This is a genomic window from Thermobispora bispora DSM 43833 (genome assembly GCF_000092645.1).
GTDB classification, from domain to species: Bacteria; Actinomycetota; Actinomycetes; order Streptosporangiales; family Streptosporangiaceae; genus Thermobispora; species Thermobispora bispora.
Map to the genome: position 1 here is coordinate 4028448 of NC_014165.1, position 25951 is coordinate 4054398.

The 25951-nt window shown below is 72.4% G+C and carries 17 protein-coding genes, 1 tRNA gene and 1 pseudogene; 6 read left to right on the forward strand and 13 right to left on the reverse strand.

Annotated features, from left to right (window positions below):
- Positions 1 to 48 precede the first annotated feature (48 nt).
- Positions 49 to 543: an inorganic diphosphatase gene (locus TBIS_RS17195; protein WP_041431774.1), complete on the forward strand. Its 495-nt coding sequence runs from the start codon at positions 49 to 51 to the stop codon at positions 541 to 543.
- Between the two features lie 144 nt (positions 544 to 687).
- On the opposite strand, the gene TBIS_RS17200 is transcribed toward TBIS_RS17195, so the two are convergent.
- From TBIS_RS17200 to TBIS_RS17225, 6 genes are all read right to left on the reverse strand, one after another.
- The gene (locus tag TBIS_RS17200) at positions 688 to 1797 is read right to left on the reverse strand and encodes a C40 family peptidase (protein WP_050760579.1); all 1110 of its coding nucleotides are present in this window, start codon (positions 1795 to 1797) and stop codon (positions 688 to 690) included.
- A 256-nt stretch (positions 1798 to 2053) separates the two neighbouring features.
- The gene (locus TBIS_RS17205; protein ID WP_013133676.1) at positions 2054 to 3760 is read right to left on the reverse strand and encodes an RNA polymerase sigma factor; all 1707 of its coding nucleotides are present in this window, start codon (positions 3758 to 3760) and stop codon (positions 2054 to 2056) included.
- A gap of 554 nt (positions 3761 to 4314) precedes the next feature.
- Positions 4315 to 5412, reverse strand: a complete 1098-nt coding sequence (locus TBIS_RS17210) for a saccharopine dehydrogenase family protein (protein ID WP_041431779.1) — start codon at positions 5410 to 5412, stop codon at positions 4315 to 4317.
- Between the two features lie 69 nt (positions 5413 to 5481).
- Positions 5482 to 6270 carry a hypothetical protein gene (locus TBIS_RS17215; RefSeq protein WP_148231560.1) on the reverse strand — a complete coding sequence of 263 codons (789 nt, stop codon included), beginning with the start codon at positions 6268 to 6270 and terminating at the stop codon, positions 5482 to 5484.
- A gap of 102 nt (positions 6271 to 6372) precedes the next feature.
- Positions 6373 to 6996, reverse strand: a complete 624-nt coding sequence (locus TBIS_RS17220) for a GNAT family N-acetyltransferase (protein WP_013133679.1) — start codon at positions 6994 to 6996, stop codon at positions 6373 to 6375.
- Positions 6986 to 9070: a penicillin acylase family protein gene (locus tag TBIS_RS17225; RefSeq protein WP_013133680.1), complete on the reverse strand. Its 2085-nt coding sequence runs from the start codon at positions 9068 to 9070 to the stop codon at positions 6986 to 6988. The genes TBIS_RS17220 and TBIS_RS17225 overlap by 11 nt, the downstream gene beginning before the upstream one ends.
- A 161-nt stretch (positions 9071 to 9231) precedes the next feature.
- Here TBIS_RS17225 and TBIS_RS17230 point away from each other — a divergent pair, with 161 nt between their 5' ends.
- The 5 genes from TBIS_RS17230 to TBIS_RS17250 all read left to right on the forward strand — a co-directional run bounded on the left by TBIS_RS17230 (position 9232) and on the right by TBIS_RS17250 (position 14637).
- Positions 9232 to 10767 carry a pyridoxal phosphate-dependent decarboxylase family protein gene (locus TBIS_RS17230; protein ID WP_013133681.1) on the forward strand — a complete coding sequence of 512 codons (1536 nt, stop codon included), beginning with the start codon at positions 9232 to 9234 and terminating at the stop codon, positions 10765 to 10767.
- Between the two features lie 39 nt (positions 10768 to 10806).
- Positions 10807 to 12111, forward strand: coding sequence for a lysine N(6)-hydroxylase/L-ornithine N(5)-oxygenase family protein (locus tag TBIS_RS17235; protein ID WP_013133682.1), 1305 nt, complete (start codon positions 10807 to 10809; stop codon positions 12109 to 12111).
- Positions 12108 to 12677, forward strand: a complete 570-nt coding sequence (locus TBIS_RS17240; RefSeq protein WP_013133683.1) for a GNAT family N-acetyltransferase — start codon at positions 12108 to 12110, stop codon at positions 12675 to 12677. The genes TBIS_RS17235 and TBIS_RS17240 overlap by 4 nt, the downstream gene beginning before the upstream one ends.
- On the forward strand, positions 12674 to 14458 hold the full coding sequence (locus TBIS_RS17245; RefSeq protein ID WP_013133684.1) for an IucA/IucC family protein: 1785 nt from the start codon (positions 12674 to 12676) through the stop codon (positions 14456 to 14458). Before TBIS_RS17240 ends, TBIS_RS17245 begins: the two co-directional genes overlap by 4 nt.
- A gap of 105 nt (positions 14459 to 14563) precedes the next feature.
- Positions 14564 to 14637, forward strand: a tRNA-Thr gene (locus tag TBIS_RS17250).
- Positions 14638 to 14736: 99 nt separating this feature from the next.
- Here TBIS_RS17250 and TBIS_RS17255 read toward each other — a convergent pair.
- The 7 genes and pseudogenes from TBIS_RS17255 to topA all read right to left on the reverse strand — a co-directional run.
- A pseudogene (locus TBIS_RS17255) lies at positions 14737 to 14904 on the reverse strand (N-acetyltransferase family protein); the annotation flags it as partial.
- Between the two features lie 36 nt (positions 14905 to 14940).
- Positions 14941 to 16524 carry an alpha/beta hydrolase gene (locus tag TBIS_RS17260; RefSeq protein WP_013133685.1) on the reverse strand — a complete coding sequence of 528 codons (1584 nt, stop codon included), beginning with the start codon at positions 16522 to 16524 and terminating at the stop codon, positions 14941 to 14943.
- An 82-nt stretch (positions 16525 to 16606) separates the two neighbouring features.
- Positions 16607 to 17740, reverse strand: coding sequence for a PSP1 domain-containing protein (locus TBIS_RS17265; RefSeq protein ID WP_241019946.1), 1134 nt, complete (start codon positions 17738 to 17740; stop codon positions 16607 to 16609).
- A gap of 476 nt (positions 17741 to 18216) precedes the next feature.
- Positions 18217 to 19407: a DNA polymerase III subunit delta' gene (locus tag TBIS_RS17270; protein WP_050760580.1), complete on the reverse strand. Its 1191-nt coding sequence runs from the start codon at positions 19405 to 19407 to the stop codon at positions 18217 to 18219.
- A 47-nt stretch (positions 19408 to 19454) separates the two neighbouring features.
- Complete coding sequence (gene tmk, locus TBIS_RS17275) at positions 19455 to 21515, reverse strand: dTMP kinase (protein WP_013133688.1); 2061 nt, start codon at positions 21513 to 21515, stop codon at positions 19455 to 19457.
- Positions 21516 to 21780: 265 nt separating this feature from the next.
- Positions 21781 to 23100, reverse strand: a complete 1320-nt coding sequence (locus tag TBIS_RS17280; RefSeq protein WP_013133689.1) for a metallophosphoesterase — start codon at positions 23098 to 23100, stop codon at positions 21781 to 21783.
- A 93-nt stretch (positions 23101 to 23193) separates the two neighbouring features.
- Positions 23194 to 25869 carry a type I DNA topoisomerase gene (gene topA, locus TBIS_RS17285; RefSeq protein ID WP_013133690.1) on the reverse strand — a complete coding sequence of 892 codons (2676 nt, stop codon included), beginning with the start codon at positions 25867 to 25869 and terminating at the stop codon, positions 23194 to 23196.
- Positions 25870 to 25951: the final 82 nt, after the last annotated feature.

A 25951-nucleotide genomic window follows, 5' to 3' on the forward strand; every position in this document is an offset into this window, starting at 1 on the left:
GCCAACCCGGGAGACCCGGGGGTCGAGCGGAGGATGCCAGTGCAGCCAGTGGAGTTCGACGTCGTCGTTGAGATTCCAAAGGGGCAGCGGAACAAGTACGAAATCGACCACAAGACCGGCCGGATCCGACTTGACCGTCTCCTCTTCACGTCGACCCAGTACCCCGCCGACTACGGGTTCATCGAGGACACCCTGGGCGAGGATGGCGATCCGCTCGACGCGCTGGTGCTGCTCCAGGAGCCGACCTTCCCCGGCTGCCTCATCAGATGCCGGGCGGTGGGCATGTTCCGGATGACGGACGAGAAGGGCCGCGACGACAAGGTGCTCTGCGTGCCCGCCACGGACCCGCGGATGGAGCACATCCGCGACATCCACCACGTGCCCGAGTTCGAGCGGCTGGAGATCCAGCACTTCTTCGAGGTCTACAAGGACCTGGAACCGGGCAAGTCCGTGGAGGGCGCGAACTGGGTCGGCCGGGCCGAGGCGGAAGCGGAGATCGCCGCGTCGTTCAGGCGGTTCCAGGAGCAGCGGCAGGGGGCTTGAGCCGGCCGCTCGCGCGATCGCCGGAGCCGGCTCGGATCACGGTGACCGCCTGGCGCGACGTGCCCGTTCCGCCGGGTCGGACGGGATGAGAGCACCGGAGCGGCCCGGGTGGGATGACGGCTGGTCACGGGATGCCGCAAGGGGTCAGCGCTTCTTGCGCGGCACATCTTTCCAGCTGCCGGGGCGCGTCGCGCCGACCAGGTCGGGACGCCAGATCGATGAGATGCGCACCACGTCCCCCGTCCGGGGGGCGTGGACCATCATGCCCCGGCCGATGTAGATGCCGACGTGGTGGATGGATCGGGGATCGCGGGCGTTCTTTCCGAAGAACACCAGGTCGCCCACGCGGAGTTTGTTCAGCGGGACCCGCTGTCCCGAGGTCCATTGCGAGCCCGTCCAGTGGTCGAGGGAGACGCCCGCTCGCTGCCAGGCCCGCATCGTGAGCCCGGAGCAGTCGAAGCCGGAGGGGCCGGCGCCTGCCCAGACGTAGGGCTTGCCGAGCTGCTTGAGCGCCCATTGGGCGGCGATACCGCCCCGGCCGGATCCCAGCCGGGCGGCCCAGGAGGGGATGCTGAGGCCGTTCCGGCGAACCGTCCGCCGGTTCTTGATCTGCTGCCGGGCGCGTTTGAGCCGGTCCACCCGGGAGCGAGCCGCCTCGAGGCGCTTGGCGAGCTCGGCTTCCCGGCGTTTCAGCCGCTCCAGCTCCTGGATCTGCTTGTCGACGGCCCGTTGCGCGGCCTCCTTGGCGCTCCGTGCCCGTTCCGCGGCCTCGAGCTGCTCGTGGTAGGCCTGCGCCGCGACGGAGTGGAGGATCTGATAGACCCGTCGGGCGTCGAGGAGCCTGCGCAGGGTGGCCTCCTGCTCGCCTCCGATGTGGGCGAGCACGCTCGCCCGTTCGAGGAAGCCGTTGGCGTCTCCCCGGGCCGCGAACAGTGCGGCGAGCTGCGGAGTGAGGGTGAGCCGGCCGCCGCCCTCGGTGGCCTTCGCCACCACGGCCTCCCGGATCGCGTTGTACTGCGCCTCGGCGTGGCGCAGCCGGGCCGCCGCCTGTTCGTACTTCTCCTGGGCCTCCTTGAGCCGGACCCGTTCCCCGTTATAGGCCTCGATGAGCCGTTCCGCCTCGGCGGCGGACTCGCGTTGTCGTTCTCGCGCCGCGGCGATCTCTGCTTTCAGGTTATCGAGCTGATCCGCCCGTTTCTTGACCTGCTGCCGGGCTTTAGCGATTTCCTTGGCCGACGGTCTGGTGTCCGCCACTACCGGACCACAGAGCGTGAGAATGAGACCGGACCCCAGTCCCGCGATCAACCCCGTGGTTCTGAGGAGTGGCATTTTTTCTCCCCCCTTCCGTGCGTGCCACTCCCCACAGTTCCCCTTGATTACTCTGCGTACACATCGAAGTAGCGGACTGTGATCGGCAAATTCGGCCAATTCCGCCCATTAGGGAATGCGAATTGACCGCGGTAGGGGTATTCCTGTGCGGTACGCAAACGATTCCGGGGGCTTGGCGGCCTCATCTGCGGTGCGGGAACCGCGGCCCGCCGTCCGCCGGCGTGCCCGGATCACCCCCTCTCATCCGCGGTGCGGGAGCCGGCACCGGCTCCGTGTGCGGCCGCGTCCACCTGTGGACATCGGACCGGGCCTCGGGCCGGTGCTCCCGCTGCCGGGACCGCGGCTCCGGGGCCGCATACCGGTGCGCCCGATCCCGGAATCGCGGGTTCCCCGATCCCGGGTGCCGCGGGCGATGGTGCGTGCAGCAGGGGCGGTACCGCGCCCGGTGGTACTTACGGGGAACCGGGGTCTGCCCGTGGTACGGCCCGCGATGGTCCGGCGTGGGGCTCCCGTGGCCGTGGTCGTGATCACGTGAGGGCCTGGGGCGGTGCCAGCGCGGCGGCCGCCACGGACGGCCCGGGGTGACGGTGAAGTCCCCGCTCGGCACGGCCGAAGGGCTCTGGTACGGCACGGAAGGGTGATGGGTCGGCCGGGCCGAGGCGGACGGCCGGCGGGTGCGCCGCGGTTCGCTGGGCCGGGGCGCGGGCGTGGGCCGGGGGACGGGCCGCACCAGCGCCGCGGGCCGGGCCAGGACGGGGGACGGCACCGCGGAGGTCGCGGCGTGGGTGGTCGCGGGCGGCCGGCTCGTGCGTACGTCCACGGCCGTCTCCCTGGGCGTGGCGCTGGACGGGGCGGAGCTCGGTGCGGTGGTGCGCGGTGTGGGCCACTGGCGCGGGGCGGCGCCGACCGTGGGCGACGGCGAGTCCGCGGTGAGCTGGGCGAACAGCAGCACGACCGCCACCACGGCGGCGACCGTGGAGATCGCCCCGGAGATCGCCTGGGCGACGCGGCCCTCGCGCTTGGTGCCCTTCTTGGGGAAGCCGGACGGGTCGAGCGGGCCCACCCGGCGGGCGACGTACCGGCGGTACGGGACGAGCTCGGGGTCGGCGAAGCAGCTCAGCACGCGGACGCGCAGCGTCTCCGGCAACCGGACCGGCGGCACCAGGGTGAAGACCTTCTCCGGCGAGACCTGCCGCATCCGGTGGCGGGAACAGGCCTCGCACCGCGCCAGGTGCTTGACGAGCCGGGCGCGGAGCTGCGGCGTGAGCCCGCCGCGTGTCTCCCCGAGGATCCCGGCGACCGCCTCGCACTCGGGGGACGGGCTCCGGGCGAGGAGCTCCACGGTGATCAGGTCGCGGAGCTGACCCGCGGCCGCCTCGTGCCAGCCCTCGACGTGGCGCCGCCCGGTGCCGAGCATGTGGGCCACGTCCTCGAGGGACAGGCCGTGCCGGGTGGTGAGCTCGAGGATCTCGCGGTTCTCCGGGCTCAGGGCGGCCACCGCGCTGCGCGCCACCGCCTGCAGATCGATGACCTCCCCGGCCTCCTGGGTGGGCGGTCCGGCCGGGCCGTCGCCGGCGGCGGGCGGCTGCACGGTGCCGTCCGCGCCGGTCGTGTCGTCGGCCGCGCGCCCGCCGGGGACCCGCCGGCGCAGGCTCTCCCCGCGGGCGAGCGCGTACAGCCAGGGCCGGAACATCGCGGGATCGGCGAGCGAGCCGATGAGGGCCTCTGCGGCGATGAACGTGTCCCGCAGGGCGACCTGGGCGCTGTCGGGATCGCCGAGCAGCGCGCAGCAATACTGATAAATGGGTTCGGCGTACCTGTCGTAGAGCGCGGCGAGGGCATCCGGATCCCTGGCGCGGAGGGCCTCGGCCATGACGCCATCGTTCATATTACGCAGAGTAAACGCTCAGTCACTCGATAATCCACCGTTTTTCAAATACCGGCACGACTGTTCGCCAATGACGTCACGCCTCGGCTGTCGCCCCACCGGTCAACGAATACCTTTTTTCGAAGCTATAGGAAATAATTCGGAAATGGCACCAAATGCTGCAAGAGCGGCGTAATCACAGCCGGTCGGCCCCGAAAAGAAGAAAGCCGATTTTTCTGTGCATATCCGCCTGAATCAGGCCAGCCGGCATCCGGGCACGGCGAAGCACCCGGCCGGGCGAGCCCGCACGGCGGAGACCGGATGCCCCGGCGGACCCGCATGGACCATGGGCATCCCAGTCGGATCCGCGGCGGTAGACCGTAGCCCCGCCGAGCCGCGCCAGACCGGACGACGCCGGCCGGACCCCAGGGGGTCGGACGACGCGACCGGCCCACGATGAACGCCCCGCGGCCGCGGTGGACCGGGAACCCGGGCGGGCGGACCCGGGTGGACCAAGAGCGCGCCCCGACCGGCCCGCGGAGGCTCGCACGGCACCCGGGCGGGCCGGCGGATGATCACACGGGGTCCCGCACCACCAGCCCGGCCTCGGCGCACCCCTGGACGAGCGCGTCGAGGCCGAAGGCGTCGACCGGGCCGAGCGCTCCCGTGCCGCTCACCCCGTGGGCGAGCGCGGTGGTCGCCGCCCAGGCGAGGATCCGGGCGGTGAATTCGTACGGGTCTCCCCCGTCGAGCAGGACCGAGGCGAGCGTGTTCCCCTCGGCGTCGACGGCCTCCGCGACGACCTGCGTGGACAGGGTGGAGCCGGCCGGGCCGGCCCCGGGCCGGATCAGCCGGTCGGCGATCGTCTCGATCGCCCGGCGCGCCCCCGGGAGGGCGGCGAGCAGCGGGGCCGCGCGCGCCGCCAGGGCGAGCGGCCGGTTGAGGGCGCCCATCCAGCCGAGGCAGACGGTGACCTCGCGCAGCCCGGGGTGGGCCGGGGGCAGGGTGAAGTGCTCGGAGGCGCCCACGGCCAGGCCGTGCAGCCGCCGGCCGCCGACGGTGAAGGTCCTGGTCCGGCCCTGCTCTCGGACGATGCGGCCGTCGCGGAAGCCGTACATCGGCTCGAAGAACGCGCCGAGGGCGGACCGGAGCGTGCCCGCGCTCGCGCGCCGGGCCACGTTGCCCCGGAGGAAGTAGCCGACCGCCACCCCGGCGGCGTGGCCGCCCGCCTTGCGCAGGGCGAGCGCCGCGGCGAGGTTGCCGGGCACGTAGTCGTATCCGAACGCGGTGAGCAGGGCGGCCCCCCGCGCCGCCGCCATCGGGCCGTGCCGCTGGAAGATCCGCTTGATGAACCGTGGCTCGCCCGTGCTGTCGAGGTAGACGGCACCGGCCTCGGTCGCCGCGATCACCGCCGGCTCCCCCAGGCGGGTGAAGGGGCCGACGGTCGTGATGAGCACATCGCCGGGACGGACGATCCCCTGCACCGACAGCGGCCGGCGCGCGTCCGCGACGATCGTGGGGAGCTCGACCGATAGGGAGGCGGCGAGCTCCTCCAGCCGCGCCCGGTCGCGCCCGGCGAGCACCGGCCTCGCTCCGCGCTGCACCAGCGCCCGGGCGGTGAGCCGCCCGGTGAACCCGGTGGCCCCGAAGAGCACGATCCTGCCGGTGGACATACCGCTACCGTAACGTGCCACTGATTTCATGATCGGCATCAGGTCCGGCGTCACCAGCCGCCCGCCGGATCACGGCCGCTGCTCGTTCCCGACCCGGTATCCGCGGTCCTTGGCGAACGGCTTCGTGGTCGGCGTGACCGTGTGCACCGGGGCCGCGCCGCCCGCCACGAGGTCGAGGTACGGCTTGGCCGTCGTGCCCCAGGTGCCGGCGAACACGTCGGTCTTCGCGACCTTCCCCGTCACGCCCTCCACTGTGATCACGAACCGGCGCTTGCGGTCGTGGCGCATGCCGTCGACGTGCGCGGTCCCGCCGCCGATCAGCCGGCCGGAGGCGTCCCGGAGCAGGGCGGTCACCACCACGTTCCCGGGTTTGCGGAACGGGTGGCCGACGTAGCCGGTGACGAGGTGGGAGCCGTCCGGCAGCCGCTCGGTGACCACGTCGGAGACGGGGAAGCGCAGGAAGGCGGAGGGGATCCGCGGGACCTCGCGCCAGGAGACCTCCCGGCATTCGATCGTGACCCGCACCGGTTTGCCGCGCGCCGGGGCCTGGCCGCTGAACGCGATCTCGCGCCCGGGTGGGACCGCGTCCAGCGGCTGCTCCACGCGGATGACCTCCTTGCCCGCGGCGTCCACCCCGGTCACCACGGCGACGGCGTGCTCCCCGAAGTGCCAGCGGTTCCGGTTGACGAGCAGTCCCGCCCAGTTCACCGCGTAACCGCCGTCGGTCTTGGTGACCGAGTACGCGTGCTCCTGCAACGAGAGCGGCCGGAGCTCCGCCTGCTGATCATCCTTCGCGCACCCGGAGAGCACCGCTGAGGCGCAGGCGAGTGCGATCATCATTCGGCTCGGTCGCGTCACTCCGCCGTGATAACCCCTCAGGGGTACGGCCGAGCCCGGGACACGCGCGGGCCGAACGGTATCTTTACGGCGGCGTTCTGTTCGGCCGAATGTGGCGGATCGTCAGTGTGCGCCACCTGTGGCGGCGCTTTCCGCCCGCAGGGCCTCGTACGTCTCCCGGCGGAAGAAGCACAGCCGCGCCCGCTTGCCCGGCAGGTCGATCTCGGGGCCGAGCTCGAACCCGGTGCGGAGCAGCCGCGTGATCATCTTCTCGTTGCGGACGTCCGGCTCGGCCACGATCCGCTTGCGGCCGGGGTCGGCGAAGACGAACTCGAGCAGCACGGCGCAGAGGGTGCCGGTGAAGCCGGGCTCCCGCCCGCCCTCGGCCGGGCCGACCAGGAAGTGGACGCCGAAGTCGCCCGGCCGCACCTCGTAGCGCTCGCCCACCGGGTCGTGCTCCGGCTCGTAGGTCTGGAAGAGGGCGACCGGCCGGCCGTCCCGGAGCACCAGGTAGGCGTGGTGGGTGCTGAGGCCGTCCAGGTAGCCGTAGATCTCCAGCACCCGGTCGCGGTCTGCGTCGAGCATCCCCCAGAACCGGGCGCGTTCCTGGGTGACCCAGCCGTGGATGAGGCCGGCGTCGGCCTCGGGGACCACGGGCACCAGCCGCACGGTCCCGAAGCCGTCCACCGTCCGCTCGAACACGGCCCGGCGCTGGGCGGGGGAGGCGGCGCGGGGTTCAGTCGTCATATCGCTCCTCGGTCAACCGGTCCCAGTCGGTCAGCACGGGGATCAGCTCGCCGCGGAGCCAGAGCGGGAGCTGATCACGCTGATGGGGGTGCCCGGGCACGCCCGACGCCCCGAACGGGACCACCCACCGGCTGTTCTCCCGCCGGGCGAGGTCCCACACGTACCGGGCGACGGGCCCGCGCGCGCAGGTGTCGGTGACCCCGGGGACGCTCGACGTGCAGAGCACGCACTCGTGGTCGCCGGAGACGCCGGGCCGGTCGCCGGGCTCCGGATCGGGCAGCGCCCGCCAGGGCGCGATGCGGTGCGCCTCGCCCCAGGGCACCGATGGCGAGCCCGCGGCCGCCACCTCCTCGACCGCCGCCCGGACCAGCTCGGCGACGGCGTCCCGGTCCAGCCCGGGCAGCCGGTCGGTGGTGAGCAGGGTCTCCAGCGCGTACCCGATCCTGGCGAGCGGCTCGAGCCAGGGCCGGAAGAGCGGCGGGTACGGCACGGGCTCGCCCAGCCGGGCGAGCGCGGGGTGGGCGGCGAGCCGGCGCACCACGGCGGCCCGGACGGCCGCGTACGCGGTGGCGTCGGTGGAGGCCGCCTCCATCCGCCGGTCCCAGGCGAGCAGCCGGTCCCGGAGGCGGGCCGCGGGTTCGCTGAGCCCCCCGAGCCCGGCGAGCAGGTCGAGCAGCGGCCCGGCCGAGGCGAGGTGGGTGTCCATGTGGACGGCGGCCATGTCCTCGGCCGACCAGGCCACCGGCCGGTCGAGCAGGTACCGGATGCGGTCGGCCCGGTAGCGGGGGGAGAACTCGACGCCGAACGGCTCGGAGATCCCGCGCTCGTTCGCCATCACCGTGATCCCGCGGACCGGGCGGCGGGGCATCGGCGCGTGCCAGCCGGACCACTCGTACCCCCGCTCCCAGGCCGGCACGGGCCACAGCCGGTTCTCGGGGTCGCGGATCGGCACCGCCCCGGCGACGCGGTGGAGCAGCCCGCCCGCGGTGTCGGCGGCGAGCACGACGTTCACCGGCTCGGCCCACCGGTCGAGCGCCCGGTCGACGTCGGCCACGGTGGCCGCCCGCAGCAGGGCGGGGAGCGCGTCGAACCCGAGGTCGTGGCGGACCCGGGGCGGGTAGCGGAGGCTGAGCGCCTCCCCCGGCGGGAGCCCGTCCTGCGCGTCGTCCGGGCCGCCGAGCACGACCGGGCCGCGCTCGGTCTCGATCACCTCGACCTCGATCCGGTCGCCCCCGGCGACCTCGATGATCTCGACGTGCGCCTCGGCCGGCCGCCAGCCGTCAGGGCCGAGCGCCTCGACGCGGCCGGCGCGCCGCCGGAGCCGCTCCCGGTAGAGGTCCTGGTAGTCGGACATCGCGTTGGTGATCGCCCAGGCGACCCGGCCGGTGTGCCCGAAGTGCGGGATGCCGGGCACGCCGGGGACGGCGAAGCCGGCCACGTCGAACTCCGGGCAGGAGAGGCGGATCTGCTGGTAGACGCCCGGCTCCTCGATGAGCCGGTGCGGGTCGCCGGCGATCAGGGCGGCCCCGGTCGCGGTGCGGTCCCCGGGGATGAGCCAGCCGTTGCTGCCCAGGGTGCCCGGTCCGTCGGTGGCGAAGAGCCCGACCGCCTCGGGGCCGATCCGCTCGGCCACCGCCCAGCGCCAGAGCTTCGCCGGGAAGCCGGCGAAGAGGATGTGGTGCGTCAGCCAGATCGCGAGCGGGGTCCAGGGCTCCCACCGCCCGGGGACGAGGCCGGTGGCGGCGAACTCGGGGGCCTGCCGCGCCCCGGCGGCGAGGCCGGCGTTGACCCCGTCGGCGTAGCGGGACACCCACGCCGCGGTCTCCGATCCGAGCCGGGCGAAGCAGCGCTTGGCGGTGTCGGCGAGCCGTACCCGCCGGGCGAACCGGTCCCAGCCGATGGCGTCCGGGCCGAGGAACGCGGCCGTGGTCCCCAGCGCGCGGTGCCGTTCGACCTCGATCTGCCAGGCCCGGTCGCGGGCGGCGTTGCAGCCCTGGGCGAAGGCGAGCTCGTGGGCGCTGTCCGCGCGCAGGTGCGGGATGCCCCACGGGTCTCGGTAGACCGTGATACTCACATCACTCCGGGGTCATCTGTTAGGTAAGGCTTACCTAAGTTATCATGATCGGGCCAAGCGGCGCCCCACCAGACGCGCCCCCCTCGGCCCGTGAGACCCGGCCTTCTCGACCCAACTAAGGTTAGGCTAACCTAAGCTCGATCATGACGCGAGGACGGACCATGACATCTCACGGGCAGACCGCCCCGGCGGACGCCGTACCGGAGGACGCCAGAGCCCACCTGTTCAACGACCGCAACCTGGACCGGTACCGGCGCGCCGTCACCGAGGGGGTCGAGCGGGTCGCCCGCCGGGTCGCCCGGGCCGACCGGCCGTTCACCGGCGTCTCCCCGGCGCGGCTGGCCGAGCGGATCTCCGGGATCGACCTCGACCGGCCGCTCCACGACCCCACCGCCGCCCTCGACGAGCTCGACGAGGTCTACCTGCGCGACGCGGTCTACTTCCACCACCCCCGCTACCTGGCGCACCTCAACTGCCCGGTGGTGATCCCGGCCCTGCTCGGGGAGGCGATCCTCTCGGCGATCAACTCCTCCCTCGACACCTGGGATCAGAGCGCGGGGGGAACCCTCATCGAGCGCCGGCTCATCGAGTGGGCCGCGGGCCGCGTCGGGCTGGGGAGCGACGCCGACGGCGTGTTCACCAGCGGGGGCACCCAGTCCAACCTCCAGGCCCTGCTGCTCGCCCGGGAGGAGGCGTGCGCCAAGGCCATGGCCGGCTCGCCGTCCCTCCCCCGGCACGAGATCCTCCGGCGGCTCCGCGTCATCGCCTCAGCGGACGGCCACTTCAGCGTGACGAAATCCGCCCGGCTGCTCGGCCTCGAGCCGGGCGCGGTGATCCTCGTGGAGACCGATGAGCGGCGGCGGATGCGGCCGGACGCGCTCGCCCGCGAGCTCGACCGCTGCCGCCGGGACGGGCTCCAGGTCATGGCCGTCGTCGCCACCGCCGGCACCACCGACTTCGGCGCCATCGACCCGCTCCCCGAGATCGCCGACCTGTGCGGCCACGCCGACGTGTGGCTGCACGTCGACGCCGCGTACGGCTGCGGCCTGCTCGTCTCCAAGACCCGGCGGCACCTGCTCAACGGCATCGAGCGCGCCGACTCGGTGACCATCGACTTCCACAAGTCCTTCTTCCAGCCGGTGAGCTCGAGCGCGGTCCTGGTCCGGGACGCCGCCACGCTCCGGCACGCGACCTACCACGCCGACTACCTCAACCCGGCGTACGCGGCCGAGCAGCGGATCCCCAACCAGGTCGACAAGAGCCTGCAGACCACCCGGCGCTTCGACGCGCTCAAGCTCTGGCTCACCTTGCGGATCATGGGGCCGGACGCGATCGGCGAGCTCTTCGACCGGGTGGTCGACCGCGCCGCCCAGGCCTGGGAGCTCATCAACGCCGACCCGCGGTTCGAGGTCCTCGCCAAGTCCCAGCTCAGCACCGTCGTCTTCCGCTACCTCCCGCCCGAGGGCCCGGCGCGGAAACTCACCGACGACGCCAACCTGCACGCGCGGCAGGCCCTCGCCGCCAGCGGGCAGGCCATGGTCGCCGGCACGAAGGTCGACGGCCGCCACTACCTCAAGCTCACCCTGCTCAACCCCGAGACCTCACTCGACGACATCGCCCACGTGATCGGCCTGCTCGCCGGGCACGCCGAGCGCTACGTCACCGAGCGATCGCCGCTCCACTGCGGCACCGCGTGATCCCCGGGCAACCCCACCCCAACGACCGGAGAGGACAGCATGACCTCCACGACGTACGACTTCGTCGGAGTCGGGCTCGGCCCCTTCAACCTGGGGCTCGCCTGCCTCACCCATCCGATCGGCGAGCTGAACGGCGTCTTCCTGGAGAGCCGGGCGGAGTTCGACTGGCACCCCGGGATGATGATCGAGTCGACCACCCTGCAGACGCCGTTCCTCTCCGACCTGGTCACCCTCGCCGACCCGACCTCGCCCTTCTCGTTCCTGCAGTTCCTCAAGGAGACCGGGCGGCTCTACCCGTTCTACATCCGCGAGATCTTCTACCAGCTCCGGAGCGAGTACAACGCGTACTGCCGGTGGGCCGCGGCGAAGCTCGGCAACATCCTCTTCCGCCACGAGGTGACCTCGATCACCTACGACGAGGCCGACGAGGTCTACGTGGTCCGCTCGGTCAGGACCGACACCGGGGAGACCGTCGAGCACCGCGCCCGGCATATCGTGCTCGGCACCGGCACCCGGCCGTACGTCCCCGAGTTCTGCCGGGACCTCGGCGGTGACGCCATCCACAGCGCCGACTACCTCAACGCCAAGGCCGCGCTGCAGGCGAAGAAGAGCATCACCATCATCGGCAGCGGGCAGAGCGCCGCCGAGATCTACCACGACCTGCTCACCGAGATCGACACCCGCGGGTACCGGCTCAACTGGGTGACCCGGTCGCCGCGGTTCTTCCCGCTCGAGTACACCAAGCTCACCCTGGAGATGACGTCCCCGGACTACATCGACTACTTCCACTCCCTGCCGGAGGACGTCCGCTACCGGCTCGAGGCGGAGCAGAAAGGGCTCTACAAGGGCATCAACGCCTCGAAGATCAACGAGATCTTCGACCTGCTCTATGAGAAGTCGGTGAACGGCCCGGTCCCGACCCGGCTGCTCACCAACACCGAGCTGCGCACCGCCGAGTACGACGAGAACACCGGCGAGTACCGGCTCGGCCTCCACCACGTGGAGCAGGGACGGGACTTCACCCTCATCACCGAGGGCCTCATCCTCGCCACCGGCTACCACTACGAGCCCCCGGCGTTCCTGGAGCCGATCCGCCACCGCATCCGCTGGGACAGGCACGGCCGGTTCGACGTCGCGCGGAACTACAGCATCGACGTCACCGGGCGCGGCATCTTCCTGCAGAACGCCGCCACGCACGCGCACAGCATCACCTCGCCCGACCTCGGCATGGGGCCGTACCGCAACTCGTGGATCATCCGCGAGATGCTCGGCCGGGAGTACTACCCGATCGAGAAGTCCTTCTGCTTCCAGGAGTTCGGCGCGCCGGAGGGCGTCATCTCTTGAGCGAGATCATCTTCACCCGCACCGACCCGCTGGGCGAGTTCGCGATCCGCCCGCTCGACCTGGACACCGACGCCGAGCTGCTCCACGGCTGGGTGACCCACCCGAAGGCGGTGTTCTGGATGATGCAGGGCGCGAGCCTCGACCACGTCGTGCGGGAGTACCGCAAGATCATCGAGCACCCGCACCACGACGCGTTCATCGGCCTGTACAACGGGACGCCCGCCTTCCTCATGGAGCGGTACGACCCGGCCGAGGTCGAGCTCGTCGGCCTGTACGAGCCGGAGGAGGGCGACGTCGGCATGCACTTCCTGGTCGCGCCGGCGGACAAGCCGATCCACGGCTTCACCCTGGCCGTGATCACCACGGTGATGGAGATGCTCTTCGCCGACCCGAAGGTCCGGCGCGTGGTGGTCGAGCCCGACGTCCGCAACACGGCCGTGCACCGGCTCAACGCGGCGGTCGGGTTCGAGGTGGCCCGGACCATCCAGAAGCCGGAGAAAACGGCGCTGCTCAGCTTCTGCACCCGGGAGCAGTTCCTCGCCGCCACCCGGAGGACGACCGAGTGAACCCCACCGCAGCCGTCGCCCACCTCACCCCGGGCAACTGGGCCGAAGCCAACCGCTTCCTGGTCAGGAAGGCGCTCGCCGAGTTCGCGCACGAGCGCCTGATCACCCCGGAACGGCTTCCCGACGGCCGGTACCGGGTGCGCAGCGATGACGGGACCGTCGAGTACCGCTTCGCCGCCGACGTGCTCACCCTCGAGCACTGGCGGATCGACCCCGCAGGCATCACCCGGCGCCGCGACGGGGCCGAGCTGCCCCTCGACGCCATCGACCTGTGCGTCGAGCTGCGCCGGACCCTCGGGATCCGGGACGACATGCTCCCCGTGTACCTGGAGGAGATCACCAACACCCTGGCCGGTCTCGCCTACAAGCTCAGCCGGCCGCGCCGTACCGCGGCCGAGCTCGCCGACGCGGACTTCCAGGCGATCGAGAGCGCGATGTTCGAGGGGCACCCGTGCTTCGTCGCCAACAGCGGGCGGGTCGGCTACGGGATCGACGACCACCACCGGTACGCGCCCGAGGCGGCCGCGCCGGTCCGGCTCATCTGGCTGGCGGCCCACCGGGACCACGCCACGTTCACCTGCTGCGCGGACACCGACTACGACCGGTTCATGCGCGAGGAGCTCGGGGAGGAGGTCCTCGGCCGGTTCGCCGCCACCATGGCCGGGCAGGGCCTCGACCTCGCCGACTACCTGCTCATCCCGGTCCACCCCTGGCAGTGGTGGAACAAGATATCGGTGACCTACGCCGCCGAGATCGCCGAGCGGCGGCTCGTCTGCCTCGGGCCGGGGGACGACGAGTACCTCCCCCAGCAGGCGGTCCGCACCTTCTTCAACCGCAGCGCGCCCACGAAGCACTACGTGAAGACGGCGCTGTCCGTGCTGAACATGGGCTTCATGCGGGGCCTGTCGGCCGCGTACATGGCCGGAACCCCGGCGATCAACGACTGGCTGGCGAACCTCATCGCCGGCGACGACGTGCTCCGGGCCACCCGCATGCGGATCATCCGCGAGCGGGCCGCGGCCGGGTACCGGAACCGGCACTACGAGGCCGCCACCGACCGGACCTCGCCGTACCGGAAGATGCTCGCCGCGCTGTGGCGGGAGAGCCCGGTGGCGACGCTGGAGCCGGGCCGGCGCCTCGCCACCATGGCCGCCCTCCTGTACGTCGACCACGAGGGCCGGTCGTTCACCGGGGCGCTGATCGAGCGCTCAGGGCTCACCCCCGAGGTGTGGCTGCGGCGGTACCTCGACGCCTACCTCACCCCGTTGCTCCACTGCTTCTACGCGTACGACCTGGCGTTCATGCCGCACGGCGAGAACGTGATCCTCGTGCTCAACGACGGGGTAGTGGAGCGGGCGATCTTCAAGGACATCGCCGAAGAGATCGTGCTCATGAACGAGGAGACGGAGCTGCCGCCGGAGGTCGAGCGGATCCGCGCCCACGTCCCTGAGCACATGAAGCTGCTCTCGATCTTCACGGACGTCTTCGACTGCTTCTTCCGCTTCCTCAGCGCGATCCTCGCCACCGAGGGGGTCATGGACGAGGAGACGTTCTGGCGGACCGTGGCCGAGTGCGCCGCCGACTACCAGCGCTCCGTCCCCCACCTGGCCGAGCGGTTCAAGCGGTACGACCTGTTCGCCGAGCGGTTCGCGCTGTCCTGCCTCAACCGGCTCCAGCTGCGGAACAACCGGCAGATGGTCGACCTGGCCGACCCGGCGGCCGCGCTGCAGCTCGTCGGGGAGCTGGAGAACCCGCTCGCCCGGTTCGCCGGACGGCCGTGAGCTCCGGGGCGTCGGCGCCGCACCCGGGCGCGGCGCCGATGGCCACGCCGGGCTACCGGTGCGCGGCAGAGGCGCAGAGCCTGTACACTTGAGCCGACTTGCGTTGCCGCCTTAGCTCAGTCGGCCAGAGCGACGCACTCGTAATGCGTAGGTCGTGGGTTCGATTCCCACAGGCGGCTCGGCTGTTCACGAGGGCATCCCTTCGCCGGAAGGGATGCCCTCGTGGTTTTCCGGGCATCGGCCGGCGAGCCCGCGATCACAAGCGGGCGGTACATCGGTCACCAGCGGCGGTACATGATGTGCAGCCCGACATAGCCGAGCCGCGGGTGCCGGAAGCCCTCCGGCACGGTGGCGAGCACCTCGAAGCCGAGGGAGCGGTAGAGCGCGACCGCCCGGGTGTTGCTCTCGGCGACCGCGCTGAACTGCATCCCGCGGAACCCCTGCTCCCGCGCCCAGTCCGCCCCAGGCCGCCGGCGAGCCGGTCACGCCTCCGCGCAGACCTTGCCGTTCTCCGGCACCCGCCGCGAGATCAGGTAGTCGTCGACGATGTCGTCCACGCAGCGCGACCCGGCACGGTAGGCGGTGTGCCCGTCTCCGTCGTACCCGAGCAGGACGCCCGAGGCGAGCGTGGCGGCGAGCCCCTTGGCCCATTCATACGGCGTGGCCGGGTCCCGCGTGGTGCCGATCACGAGGATCGGCGGCGCGCCCACCGCCCTGATCGGGTCCGTCGCCGCCGGCTTCACCGGCCAGTACGCGCACGGCAGCGAGCCCCACATGACATAGGCGCCGAACCGCGGCGCGGCCGCGGCGGCCTTCTCGGCGGCCTTGCGGTACTCGTCCACCTTCGCCGGATACGGGCGGTCCACGCAGTTGATCGCCATGTTCGCTTCGGTCTGGTTGGCGTACGACCCGTCGCGCCGCCGCTCCACCAGGATGTCGGCCAAGCGGAGCAGCTCGGTGCCGTTCCCGGCGAACGCGGACCGCAACGCCTTCCGGAGCCTCGGCCACGCGTCGCGGTCGTAGAGCGGGGTGACGATGCCGAGCACGGCCCATGACTCGGTCACGACGCGGCCGTCAGGCAAGTCGTTGCGAAGCCCGTGTTGGTCCGCCCGCGTCAGCAGCGCGTCGATCTCCGCCAGCGCGCCGCCCACGGTGCGGCTGCGGAAGGGGTTGTCCCGCTGGGTGAGGGCGTCCCTGATGAACGCCCGCAGCGCCACCTCGAACCCCTTGGCCTGCACCTCGTTCGCCTTCAGCGCTGGGACCGCCGGGTCGACGGCGCCGTCGAGGACGAGCGCCCGCACCTGCTTGGGGAAGAGGTCCGCGTACCACGCGCCGAGGAAGGTCCCGTACGACTTGCCGAGGTACGTCAGCCCGGTGTCCCCCAGGACGGCGCGGATCACGTCCATGTCCCGCGCGGCGTACTCCGTGCCGACGTACGGCAGCAGCCGGCGGGAGCGCGCCGCGCAGCGTTCGGCGAACCGCTTCGATCCCTTCTCCAGCGCCACGACCTCGGCCGCCGTGTCCGGGTTGGCGTCGAGGCCGATGAAGGAGTCCAGCTCCTTGCTCGACATGCACCGGATCGGGGTCGACTCGCCGACCCCGCGCGGGTCGAAGCCCACGATGTCGAACCGGGCGCGGATCCGGGCGGTGAACATGGCGCGGGCCGCCCGGGCGTAGGCGATGCCCGAGCCCCCGGGGCCACCCGGGTTGATCAGCAGGGAACCGATGCGGTCGCCAGTGGCCGGCAGGCGGATCACGCTGATCTCGATCCGTTCACCGGACGGCTTCGCGTAGTCGAGGGGCACCTCGATCCGCGCGCACTCGAAGCCGTCGCCGCAGTCACGCCACTCCGGCCGCTGGCTGTAGAACGGCTGCAGCTCGGGGACCGGTGCCTTGATCACCGGACGTTCGTCCATCCGGCCGCCGACGGCGCAACCGGCGACGACGAACACCGCCGCGGCCGTGGCGGCCACGCGGCGGAGCAGGGCGCGGCCACTGCGGGCCGCCTGCGGGCGCGGCCGATCCCCCGCCGTCCGGCCGGGGAGATCACGAAATGCATCGTTCATCGATGCGGAGCGTATCGAAACATCGTCCGGAGAGATCCGCCAACACGGTGAAGTGTGGAAAACCGTGGGCGCAGCGGCCCGCTCACCGATCGTGTCGCTCGCCGTCGGCCTCCACCGGCTCACCCGCCTGATCGCCCGGGGCCCGCGCCGATCCGCCCGGCCGATCGCTCGCCGCCGTCGCCGGCTCGCCCGGCCGATCGCCCACAGCCGCCACGGGCTCGTTCCGCTCCCCGCCCGCGGCCGCCAGGACGCCGTCATGACCGCTCCGGGCCGTCGCCGGCTCACCCGCCGGACCGCTCCCGGCCGGCACCGGCCCCTCCGGATGGCCCGCCGCCGGCGGCTCGTCCCGCGGTACGGCCGGCCCGTTCCGCGGAACGCTCATCGCCTCCGCGGGCTCGGCCTCGCCGTACCGCGCCTCGTACTCCTTGCGGGACGCGCAGACGCTCGCCCGCGGGCAGACGCAGCGGCGGCCGCTCTGGTCCAGCCGGACGACCACCGAGTCGGTGGGCACGTTGTGCCCGACCACCGTGCCCGGCCCCTCGGGCGTGTCCACCGCGGCGCCGACCGGGGGCGCGCTCTCCCGGAACTCCTGGTAGAGCGGGTGCTCGTACTTGAGGCAGCACATGAGCCGGCCGCACGCGCCCGCGATCCGCAGCGGGTTGACCGGCAGGTCCTGGTCCTTGGCCATCCGGACCCAGACCGGTTCGAAGTCCTTGAGGAACGTCGCGCAGCACAGCTCCCGACCGCACGGGCCGATGCCGCCCTGCAGCCGCGCCTCATCCCGGGGCCCGATCTGCCGCAGCTCCACCCTGGCCCGCAGGTTGCGGGCGAGGTCCCGCACCAGCGCCCGGAAGTCGACGCGGTGGGGCGCGGAGAAGTAGACGGTGAAGACGTTCTCGGCGTCCAGGTAGTCGACGGCGACCACCTTCATCGGCAGCCCGTGCCGCTTGATCAGCCGCCGTGACACGCTCTTCGCCTCGGCCCTCCGGCGGCGGTTCGCCTCGTCCCGGGCGAGGTGCTCCTCGGTCGCGAACCCCTGGCAGACCGGCAGCCCTTCGATGTCCTCGCTCACGTACTGCGGCGGCCATACGCACTCGGCCACCTCCGGCCCGTACTCGGTGGGCACCAGCACCTTGTCGCCCACGCGCGGCGAGATTCCACCGGGGTCGAGGTAGTAGAGCCGTCCGTAGCGGGTGAAGCTCACCGCCATGATCATGCCCACGAGCCGGCCTCCTCAGCGCGTACGGCTTCCGCCCGCCCCCACGATATGCCAAGGCGGCGTAAAAGCAGGGCAACCTGGTGAGCCCGCCGGCCGCGATCTGTGGCGCCCGGCGGGGCGACCCCTGAACGTGCGATCCGTGGCCCCGGCCGGGGTGGGCCCTGAACGTGTGAACCGTGACGCCCGGCCCGGGTGAGCCCTGCATATGCGATCTGTGGCGCGGTGCCGCAGTGAGCGCTGAACCGCCGATCGGTGGCGACGCCGTGGGCCGACCTGAACCGGCCGATCCATGGCGCGGCCGGGGTGGCCATGGCAGGCCCGGCGCACGGCACGCGCGGAGTGCCGTTCCGTTGGAGTTGGTCAGGGTACTCGCCGTCGGACGCTCGGAGGGTCCGGCCCCGGGGCGCGCAGCGGCACGCCGCGGCCCTGGTCGACGATCTCGACCCGCGCCACGGCGGGCGGATCGGGATCGCTCAACCGGCCGCGGCCCGTGGGGAGCGGAGGGCGAGGGTCATCGCCTCCACGGCGATCTGCGGGTTGGCGTTCGCGGCCAGGCGCTCCCGGCACTGCATGATCGCGTCGATCCGGCGCAGGGTGTCCTCGGGCGTCGATTCGCGGGCCACGGCCTCCAGGTCGCTCCGGCGGTCCTCGGTGGCCAGCTCCACCCGCGCCCCGAACTGGATGGCGAGCACGTCCCGGTAGAAGGCGGCCAGGTCGAGCAGGGCCTGGTCGAGGGAGTCCCGCTTGATCCGGGTCGCCCGCGACTTCTGCATCGCCTCCAGCTCCTTCAGCGCCCCGGCCGCGCCCCGCACCAGGCCCCGGCCGAGCCCCTTGCCGGAGGAGCCCTCGCCGTACACCTTGCGCAGCTCGGCGGTCTCGGCCTCGTTCAGCGCGGCCGTGGCGGCGTCGGCGTCCTCGGCGGAGACCTTCACCAGCCGCTCGGCCGCGGACACGCACTCGCCGATCCCGGTGAGCGACCGGGGGATGGAGAGCACCTCGTCCCGGCGGCGCCGGGCCTCCTCATCGAGCGCCAGGCGGCGCGCCCGCTCCACGTGCCCCTGGGCGGCCCGGGCGGCGAAGAACGCCATCTCCCGGGGGACTCCGTCGCGGGACATCAGGACCTCGGCGACCGCCTCGGTCGACGGGGCGTGCAGCTTGACCACCCGGCAGCGGGACCGGATCGTGATGATCAGATCGTCCGGCGCGGGGGCGCACAGCAGCCACACGGTGCGCTGCGGCGGCTCCTCGATCGCCTTGAGCAGCGCGTTCGCCGCCTCCTCGGTGAGCCGGTCCGCGTCCTCGAACAGCACGATCCGCCACCGGCCGAGGGTCGGGGCCCCCGCCGCCTTGAGGACCAGGCCGCGGGTCTGCTTGATGCCGTACGACAGGCCCTCGGGGCGCACCCACATCAGGTCGGGGTGCGAGCCGACCTCGACCTGGTGGCAGCTCTCGCAGGCGCCGCACCCTTGGTCGGCGCAGAGCAGCGCGGCGGCGAGCGCCTTGGCGGCCTCCGTCCGCCCGGAGCCGGGCGGCCCGGTGAACAGCCAGGCGTGGGTCATGCCCGCGCCCGCGCCCCCGGCGACGATCTCGGCCGCGGCGGCCGCGGCGGTGCGGAGCACGCCGATCGCCCGCTCCTGCCCCACCAGATCATCGAACACGCCCACGGCCTCAACCTACCGGAGGGAGCCCGCGGGCCGGCGCCGTACGGGGATCAGTCGCGGATGGCGGGCAGCGTGCCGGTCGCCGCCTCGGCCTCCTGCGGCACCGGGTCGGGCAGGATCTCCCGGACCCGGTCCTGGATGATCCGGGTCACCTCTTCCTGCGGCAGCGTCCCGTCGACGACGAGGTACCGCTCGGGCTCGGCGGCGGCGAGCGCCCGCAGCTCGCGGCGGACCCGCTCGTGGAACTCGAGCGGCTCGGCCTCGAGCCGGTCGGCCGGGGAGCCCATGCGCCGGAGCCCCACCGCCGGCGGCACGTCGAGCACCACGGTGAGGTCCGGGACGAGCCCGCCGGTCGCCCACTCGTTGATCCGGGCCACCTCGTCCCGGTCGAGCATCCGCCCGGCGCCCTGGTAGGCGAGGGAGGAGTCCACGTACCGGTCGGAGATCACGGCCGAGCCCCGGCGGAGCGCCGGCCGGATGACCTTCTCCACGTGCTCGGCCCGGTCGGCCGCGTACAGCAGCGCCTCGGACCGGCCGGAGATCCCCTGGTGGGCGGAGTCGAGCAGGATCGCCCGCAGCCGCATGCCGAGCTTGGTGCCCCCGGGCTCGCGGGTCTGCACGACGTCGTACCCCTGATCGCGCAGCCAGATGGCGAGCATCCGCGCCTGCGTGGTCTTTCCGGAGCCCTCACCGCCCTCGAACGCGATGAACAGGCCGCGCCGCTGCTCCTCCTCCTGCTCGGGGACGTACTTCTTCCCGCGGAGCGCGGCGAGCAGGTCGGCGATGATGGGGATGCCGCGCCGGTCGTCCATCTGCCGCAGGGCCACGACGCCGACGGCCACCGCGAGCAGCGCGGCGAGGAGCAGGACCGCGTTCGACCCGTCGAAGCGGTAGCTCAGCCCGGCGAGGGTGAGCGTGTGGCTGCCCACGAACGCGGCCACCGCGGACGCGGCCGCCACCACGAGCAGCAGCACCACCCGGGCGAGCGACTGCAGGAAGGAGAAGGTACGGCCGCGCAGCCCGTCCTCCACCTCCAGGCCGATCACCGTGTACCCGATGATCCAGGCGACGCCCGCGCACGCGCCGAGCAGCACGGTGAGCACCACCACGATCACCAGGTTGTGGATGATCGCGACCGCGGCGAGCGTGATCCCCGCGAGGACGAGGGAGATCCCGAAGAGGCGGCGCCGGGAGAGCGCGCCGAGCAGGCGGAGGCCGAAGAACATACCGAACGCCATGCCCAGGAAGACGGCGCAGAACACGGCACCGTACCCCGCGTCGCCCCCGCCCAGGGCGCCCACATAGGCGCGGGCGATGCCGACCACCGCGCCGCCGGCGGCGAACGCGCCGACCATGCCGACGACCAGGCCGCGCACCACCGGGTTGACCCCGACGAAGCGCCACCCCTCCACGATCTGCCGGAACACCGACGGCGTGGACACGTGCCGGGTGTGGTTCTTCGGGAACTCCCGCAGCGTGGCGATCAGCCCCGCCGACACCAGGTACGCCAGGGAGTTGACGAAGAGCGCGACCTGCGAGGCGCCCACCGGGCTACCGGAGAGGGCGGCGGAGATCGTCTCCACCACGCCGGAGACCACGGCGAACAGCGCGGCCGCCACGGGCGCCGTGCCGTACGTGACGAGGAGGTTGAGCTGGTTCGCCTCCTCGAGCCGCTCCTTGGGCACCATGTTGGGCACCGTGGCGTCCTTGGCCGGCACCCAGAACAGGTTGGCGCACTCGATCAGCAGCGTCGCGATGATCAGCCACTGGTAGTTCCCCACCAGCGGGATCGACAGCACCACGGCGAACCGGACGAGGTCGGCCATGACCATCGTCGGCCGGCGGTCGAACCGATCGGCGATCGCTCCGGCGAGCGGGCCGAGCAGGATCGCGGGGAGCATCTTCGCGACGAAGACGCCGCCGATGGCGAGGCTCTGCGTCTGGAAGCCCGCGCCCGCGGTGAGGCTGCCCGCCAGGGCGGTCAGCGCGATGATGTTGAGCCAGTCTCCGAGGCTGCAAACCGCCATCGCCGTCCACAACCTGCGGAACGGCGTATGGGCCAGCACGTGGGAGGTCTTCCGCCGCGCGGCGGCCCGGCCAGGGGTGCTCATGGTGTCAGCGTATCCAGGTGCTCGCTTGGCTACGGAATCTCGAGCGAGCCGGACCCGCCCGCTCGTGGCCGAAGCGTATTACGGGCCGAGGCCCATCCGGGACCGGATCACCCCAATACCGGACCCATGGGGCGGCTCACGGGCGGCCCGGCCGCGGCGGCCCGGCCGGATCGCCCCCGCCGCGTCTCGATCGAGCGCATGCCACGCACGTCTCGAACAGGATCACCCCACGCGCGTCCCGATCAGGATCACCCTGCGCGCAGAATCACCCGGCCCGCAGCTCGATCAGGGTGATCTCCGGCGGCGCGCCGACCCGGACCGGCGGGCCCCACGCCCCCGCCCCTCGGGTGACGTACACCTGAGTCCGGCCGGCCCCGGCCCGGGGGAAGGAGGCCAGGCCGGCCACCACCGGCTGCTGCAACGGCACGAGCAGGTTGAACGGGGCGAGCTGCCCGCCGTGGGTGTGGCCGGAGAGCTGGAGGTCCACCCCGTGCGCCGCGGCCTGGTGGACCAGGATCGGCTGGTGGGCGAGGAGCACGACCGGGCGGGACGGGTCCCGGCCGCCGAGCGCCCGCGCAAGGTCGGGGCCGTCCCCGGAGGACCCACCGGTCACGTCGTTGACCCCGGCGAGGTCGAGCGCGGCCCCCGCGTGGCTGATCTCCACCCGCTCGTTGCGCAGCGGCCGCACCCCGAGCGACCTCAGCTCCTCGATCCACTCCTGCGGGCCCTCGCCGGAGTAGTACTCGTGGTTGCCGGTGACGAAGTACGCCCCGTACCGGGACTCCAGGTGGCGGAGCGGGGCGGCCAGGTGGCCGAGCTCCTGAACCGTGCCGTCGACGAGGTCCCCGACGATCGCGACCACGTCCGCCTCGAGCTCATTGATCATGCGGACGATGCGCCGGGTGTGGCCGATCCCGGTGAGGGGGCCGAGGTGGATGTCGCTCACCGTGGCGATCCGTAAACCGGCGAGCCGCGGATCGAGCCGGTCGAGCCGGATCGGCACGCGCTCGATCACCGGGTCGCCGAGGGCGGTGCGCATGCCGTACCCCACGGTCGCCAGCGCGCCCATGCCGACGAGCGCGGAGGCCGTGCGGGAGAGGAACATCCTGCGGTCGATCCCACCGGCCTCGGGGGCCGGCGGCGCCGGGTCGCGGACCGCGGTCCCGGTGGCCGTGGCCGGACCGGCGGGATTCCCGGCGGCGGCCGCGGACTCCCGCTCGCCCTCGGCCGGCCTGGCGGCCGCGCCCGCCTCGGGCGCGGCCCGGCCGGGTACGGCCTTCGCGCGGGAGCGCCGGATGAGCACCGCGGCCACCGCCCGCGGGACCTCCAGGGCGAGCGAGAAGACGAACAGGTAGAACATGACCGCCAGCCAGAGGTAGCCCGGCCAGGCGAGGACGCGCTCGGCCTCGATGCCGAGGACCCGCCCGCCGATCATGGTGGCCGGCAGCAGGGCGGTGAGCCCGATCAACGCCCAGGTGAGCAGGCGGCGCGCCCGCGAACCCGGATGGGTGGCCGGTTTGATCAGCCGCCACCAGAGGTACCCCGGAACGGCGAGCAGGACGACCAGCACCAGGATCAGGAACACCGCCGTACGGACTCCTCTCGGCAAGGGGGACGTCGGACCTTCGGCGCCGCCGCCGAGCGGATCGTCACGACGGCTCTGGCGGACGGCTCGGGGTCAGGTGGCGGCCTTCTTCTTGGTCGCCTTCGTCCCGCCGGCCGCGCCGCTCTTCTGGGCGGCCGCCCGTTCACGCCGATCCGCGAGGAGCTCCACCGCGCGCTCGAGCGTGATCTCCTCCACCGTATCGCCCTTGCGCAGGGACGCGTTCGTCTCGCCGTCGGTGACGTACGGCCCGAACCGTCCGTCCTTCACCACGATCGGCCGGTTCGTGTTCGGGTCGACGCCGAGCTCCCGCAGCGGCGCGCTGGCGGCGCGGCCCCGCCCGCGGGTCTTGGGCTGGGCGAACAGCTCCCTGGCCTGCTCGAGCGTGACCGTGAACAGCTCCTCCTCCGAGGCGAGCGAGCGGGACTCGGCGCCCTTCTTCAGGTAAGGGCCGAACCGGCCGTTCTGCGCGGTCACCACCTCGCCGTCGATCTCGCCGAGCACCCGCGGGAGGTTGAGCAGCTTCAGCGCGTCCTCGAGGGTGACCGTCTCGAACGACATCGACTTGAACAGCGAGCTCGTCCGCGGCTTGGGCTGGTCGGCCTTCTTGCCCCGCTTCTTGCCCTCGGCGGCGGTCTCCTCCTCGGGGATGATCTCGGTGACGTACGGGCCGAACCGGCCCTCCTTCACCACGATCATCCGGCCGGTCTCCGGGTCGATGCCGAGCTCCCGCTCCCCGCTCGGCCGGGAGAAGAGCTCCTCGGCCTTCTCCGCGGTGAGCTCGTCCGGGGCGAGGTCCTCGGGGATGTTCACCCGGACGTCGCCGCGCTCCAGGTACGGGCCGTACCGGCCGACCCGGACCACGATGTCGCTGCCCTTGATCGGGAACGAGCAGATCTCCTTGGCGTCGATGTCGCCAAGGTCGTTCACCATGCCCTTCAGGCCTTGGTCTTGGTCCTCGCCGAAGTAGAACCGCCTCAGCCACGGGACCCGCTCGGTCTCACCCCGCGCGATCGCGTCGAGGCACTCCTCCATCCGGGCGGTGAACTCGTAGTCGACGAGGTTGCCGAAGTGCTGCTCCAGCAGGTTGACCACGGCGAAGGCGAGGAACGAGGGCACCAGGGCGTTGCCCTTCTTGAACACGTACCCCCGCTCCAGGATCGTTCCGATGATCGTCGCGTAGGTCGACGGCCGGCCGATCTCCCGCTCTTCCAGCTCCTTGACCAGGGACGCCTCGGTGTACCGCGCGGGCGGCTTGGTGGAGTGGCCGAGCGCGTTGAGCTCCTGCGCGGTGAGCCGGTCGCCCTCGTTGAGCACCGGCAGGCGCTTCTCCTGGTCGTCGCGGTCGGTGCCCGGGTCGTCCGCGTCCTCCACGTACGCCTTGAGGAAGCCGTGGAAGGTGATCGTTCGGCCGGTCGCGGTGAACTCCACGGTGACCGGGTCGGCGCCGGCCGAGGTCCCCTCGACCCGCACCGTGACCGACTCGCCCACGGCGTCCTTCATCTGGGACGCCACGGTGCGCTGCCAGATCAGCTCGTAGAGCCGGAACTCGTCCCCGGTCAGGCCGGTCTCGCCCGGGGTGCGGAACTCCTCCCCGGCCGGGCGGATCGCCTCGTGCGCCTCCTGCGCGTTCTTGACCTTGCTCGTGTAGACGCGCGGCTCCTCGGAGACGTACGCCGGGCCGTAGAGCTTGAGCGCCTGGCGGCGGGCGGCGGCGATCGCCGTCTCGGACAGCGTGACGCTGTCGGTGCGCATGTAGGTGATGAAGCCGTTCTCGTAGAGCCGCTGCGCCACCTGCATCGTGTACTTGGCGGAGAAGCCGAGCTTGCGGCTCGCCTCCTGCTGCAGCGTGGTGGTGCGGAACGGCGCGTACGGCTTGCGCGTGTACGGCCGGCGCTCGACCGACTTCACCCGGTAGGTGGCGCCGTCGAGCCGGCGCACCAGGGCGGCGGCCGCGGCCTCATCGAGGTGGAGGACGTCGGTGCTCTTCAGGGTGCCGGACGAGGTGAAGTCGCGCCCCTGGGCGATCCGCCGGCCGTCCACCGTGGTGAGCGCGGCGCTGAACGTGCGGGGCTCGTCGGCCGCCCGGCCGGTGTCGAAGACGGCCTGCAGGTCCCAGTACTCGGCGGGGGTGAACGCCATCCGCTCGCGCTCCCGCTCGACGACCAGGCGGGTCGCGACGGACTGGACCCGGCCGGCGGAGAGCCGCGGCTTGACCTTCTTCCACAGGACCGGGCTCACCTCGTAGCCGTAGAGCCGGTCGAGGATCCGCCGGGTCTCCTGGGCGTCCACGAGGCGCAGGTTGAGATCGCGCGGGTTCGCCACCGCCTCCCGGATGGCGGTGGGCGTGATCTCGTGGAAGACCATCCGGCGCACCGGGATCTTGGGCTTGAGCACCTCGCGCAGGTGCCACGCGATGGCCTCGCCCTCCCGGTCCTCGTCGGTGGCCAGGTAGAGCTCGTCGGCCTCCTTGAGGAGCTGCTTGAGCTTGGTGACCTGCGCCTTCTTGTCAGGGTTCACGACGTAGAGCGGCTCGAAGTCGTGGTCGACGTTCACCCCGAGGCGGGCCCAAGGCTCTCCGCGGTACTTCTCCGGGATGTCCTCGGCCCTCTCCGGCAGGTCACGGATGTGACCGATGCTCGACTCCACGATGTAGCCGCGCCCAAGGTACCCGGCGATCGTCTTCGCCTTCGCCGGCGACTCGACGATCACCAGACGGGTACCGCCGGCCTTGCCGTTGCTGGCTGGCACGCTGCTTCCTACCTCGCTGTCCGCTCTCGTTCCCCGTCCTCCCGGGGTCGCGAACCCCGGATCAGTGCTGCCCTGACCGCTC

Coding starts and splice junctions, on each gene's coding strand:
- TBIS_RS17230 (WP_013133681.1), top strand. CDS start 9,232: ATGACATCTCACGGGCAGACCGCCCCGGCGGACGCCGTACCGGAGGAC.
- TBIS_RS17260 (WP_013133685.1), bottom strand. CDS start 16,524: ATGAACGATGCATTTCGTGATCTCCCCGGCCGGACGGCGGGGGATCGG.
- TBIS_RS17235 (WP_013133682.1), top strand. CDS start 10,807: ATGACCTCCACGACGTACGACTTCGTCGGAGTCGGGCTCGGCCCCTTC.
- TBIS_RS17210 (WP_041431779.1), bottom strand. CDS start 5,412: ATGTCCACCGGCAGGATCGTGCTCTTCGGGGCCACCGGGTTCACCGGG.
- TBIS_RS17205 (WP_013133676.1), bottom strand. CDS start 3,760: ATGAACGATGGCGTCATGGCCGAGGCCCTCCGCGCCAGGGATCCGGAT.
- TBIS_RS17220 (WP_013133679.1), bottom strand. CDS start 6,996: ATGACGACTGAACCCCGCGCCGCCTCCCCCGCCCAGCGCCGGGCCGTG.
- TBIS_RS17265 (WP_241019946.1), bottom strand. CDS start 17,740: ATGATCATGGCGGTGAGCTTCACCCGCTACGGACGGCTCTACTACCTC.
- tmk (WP_013133688.1), bottom strand. CDS start 21,515: ATGAGCACCCCTGGCCGGGCCGCCGCGCGGCGGAAGACCTCCCACGTG.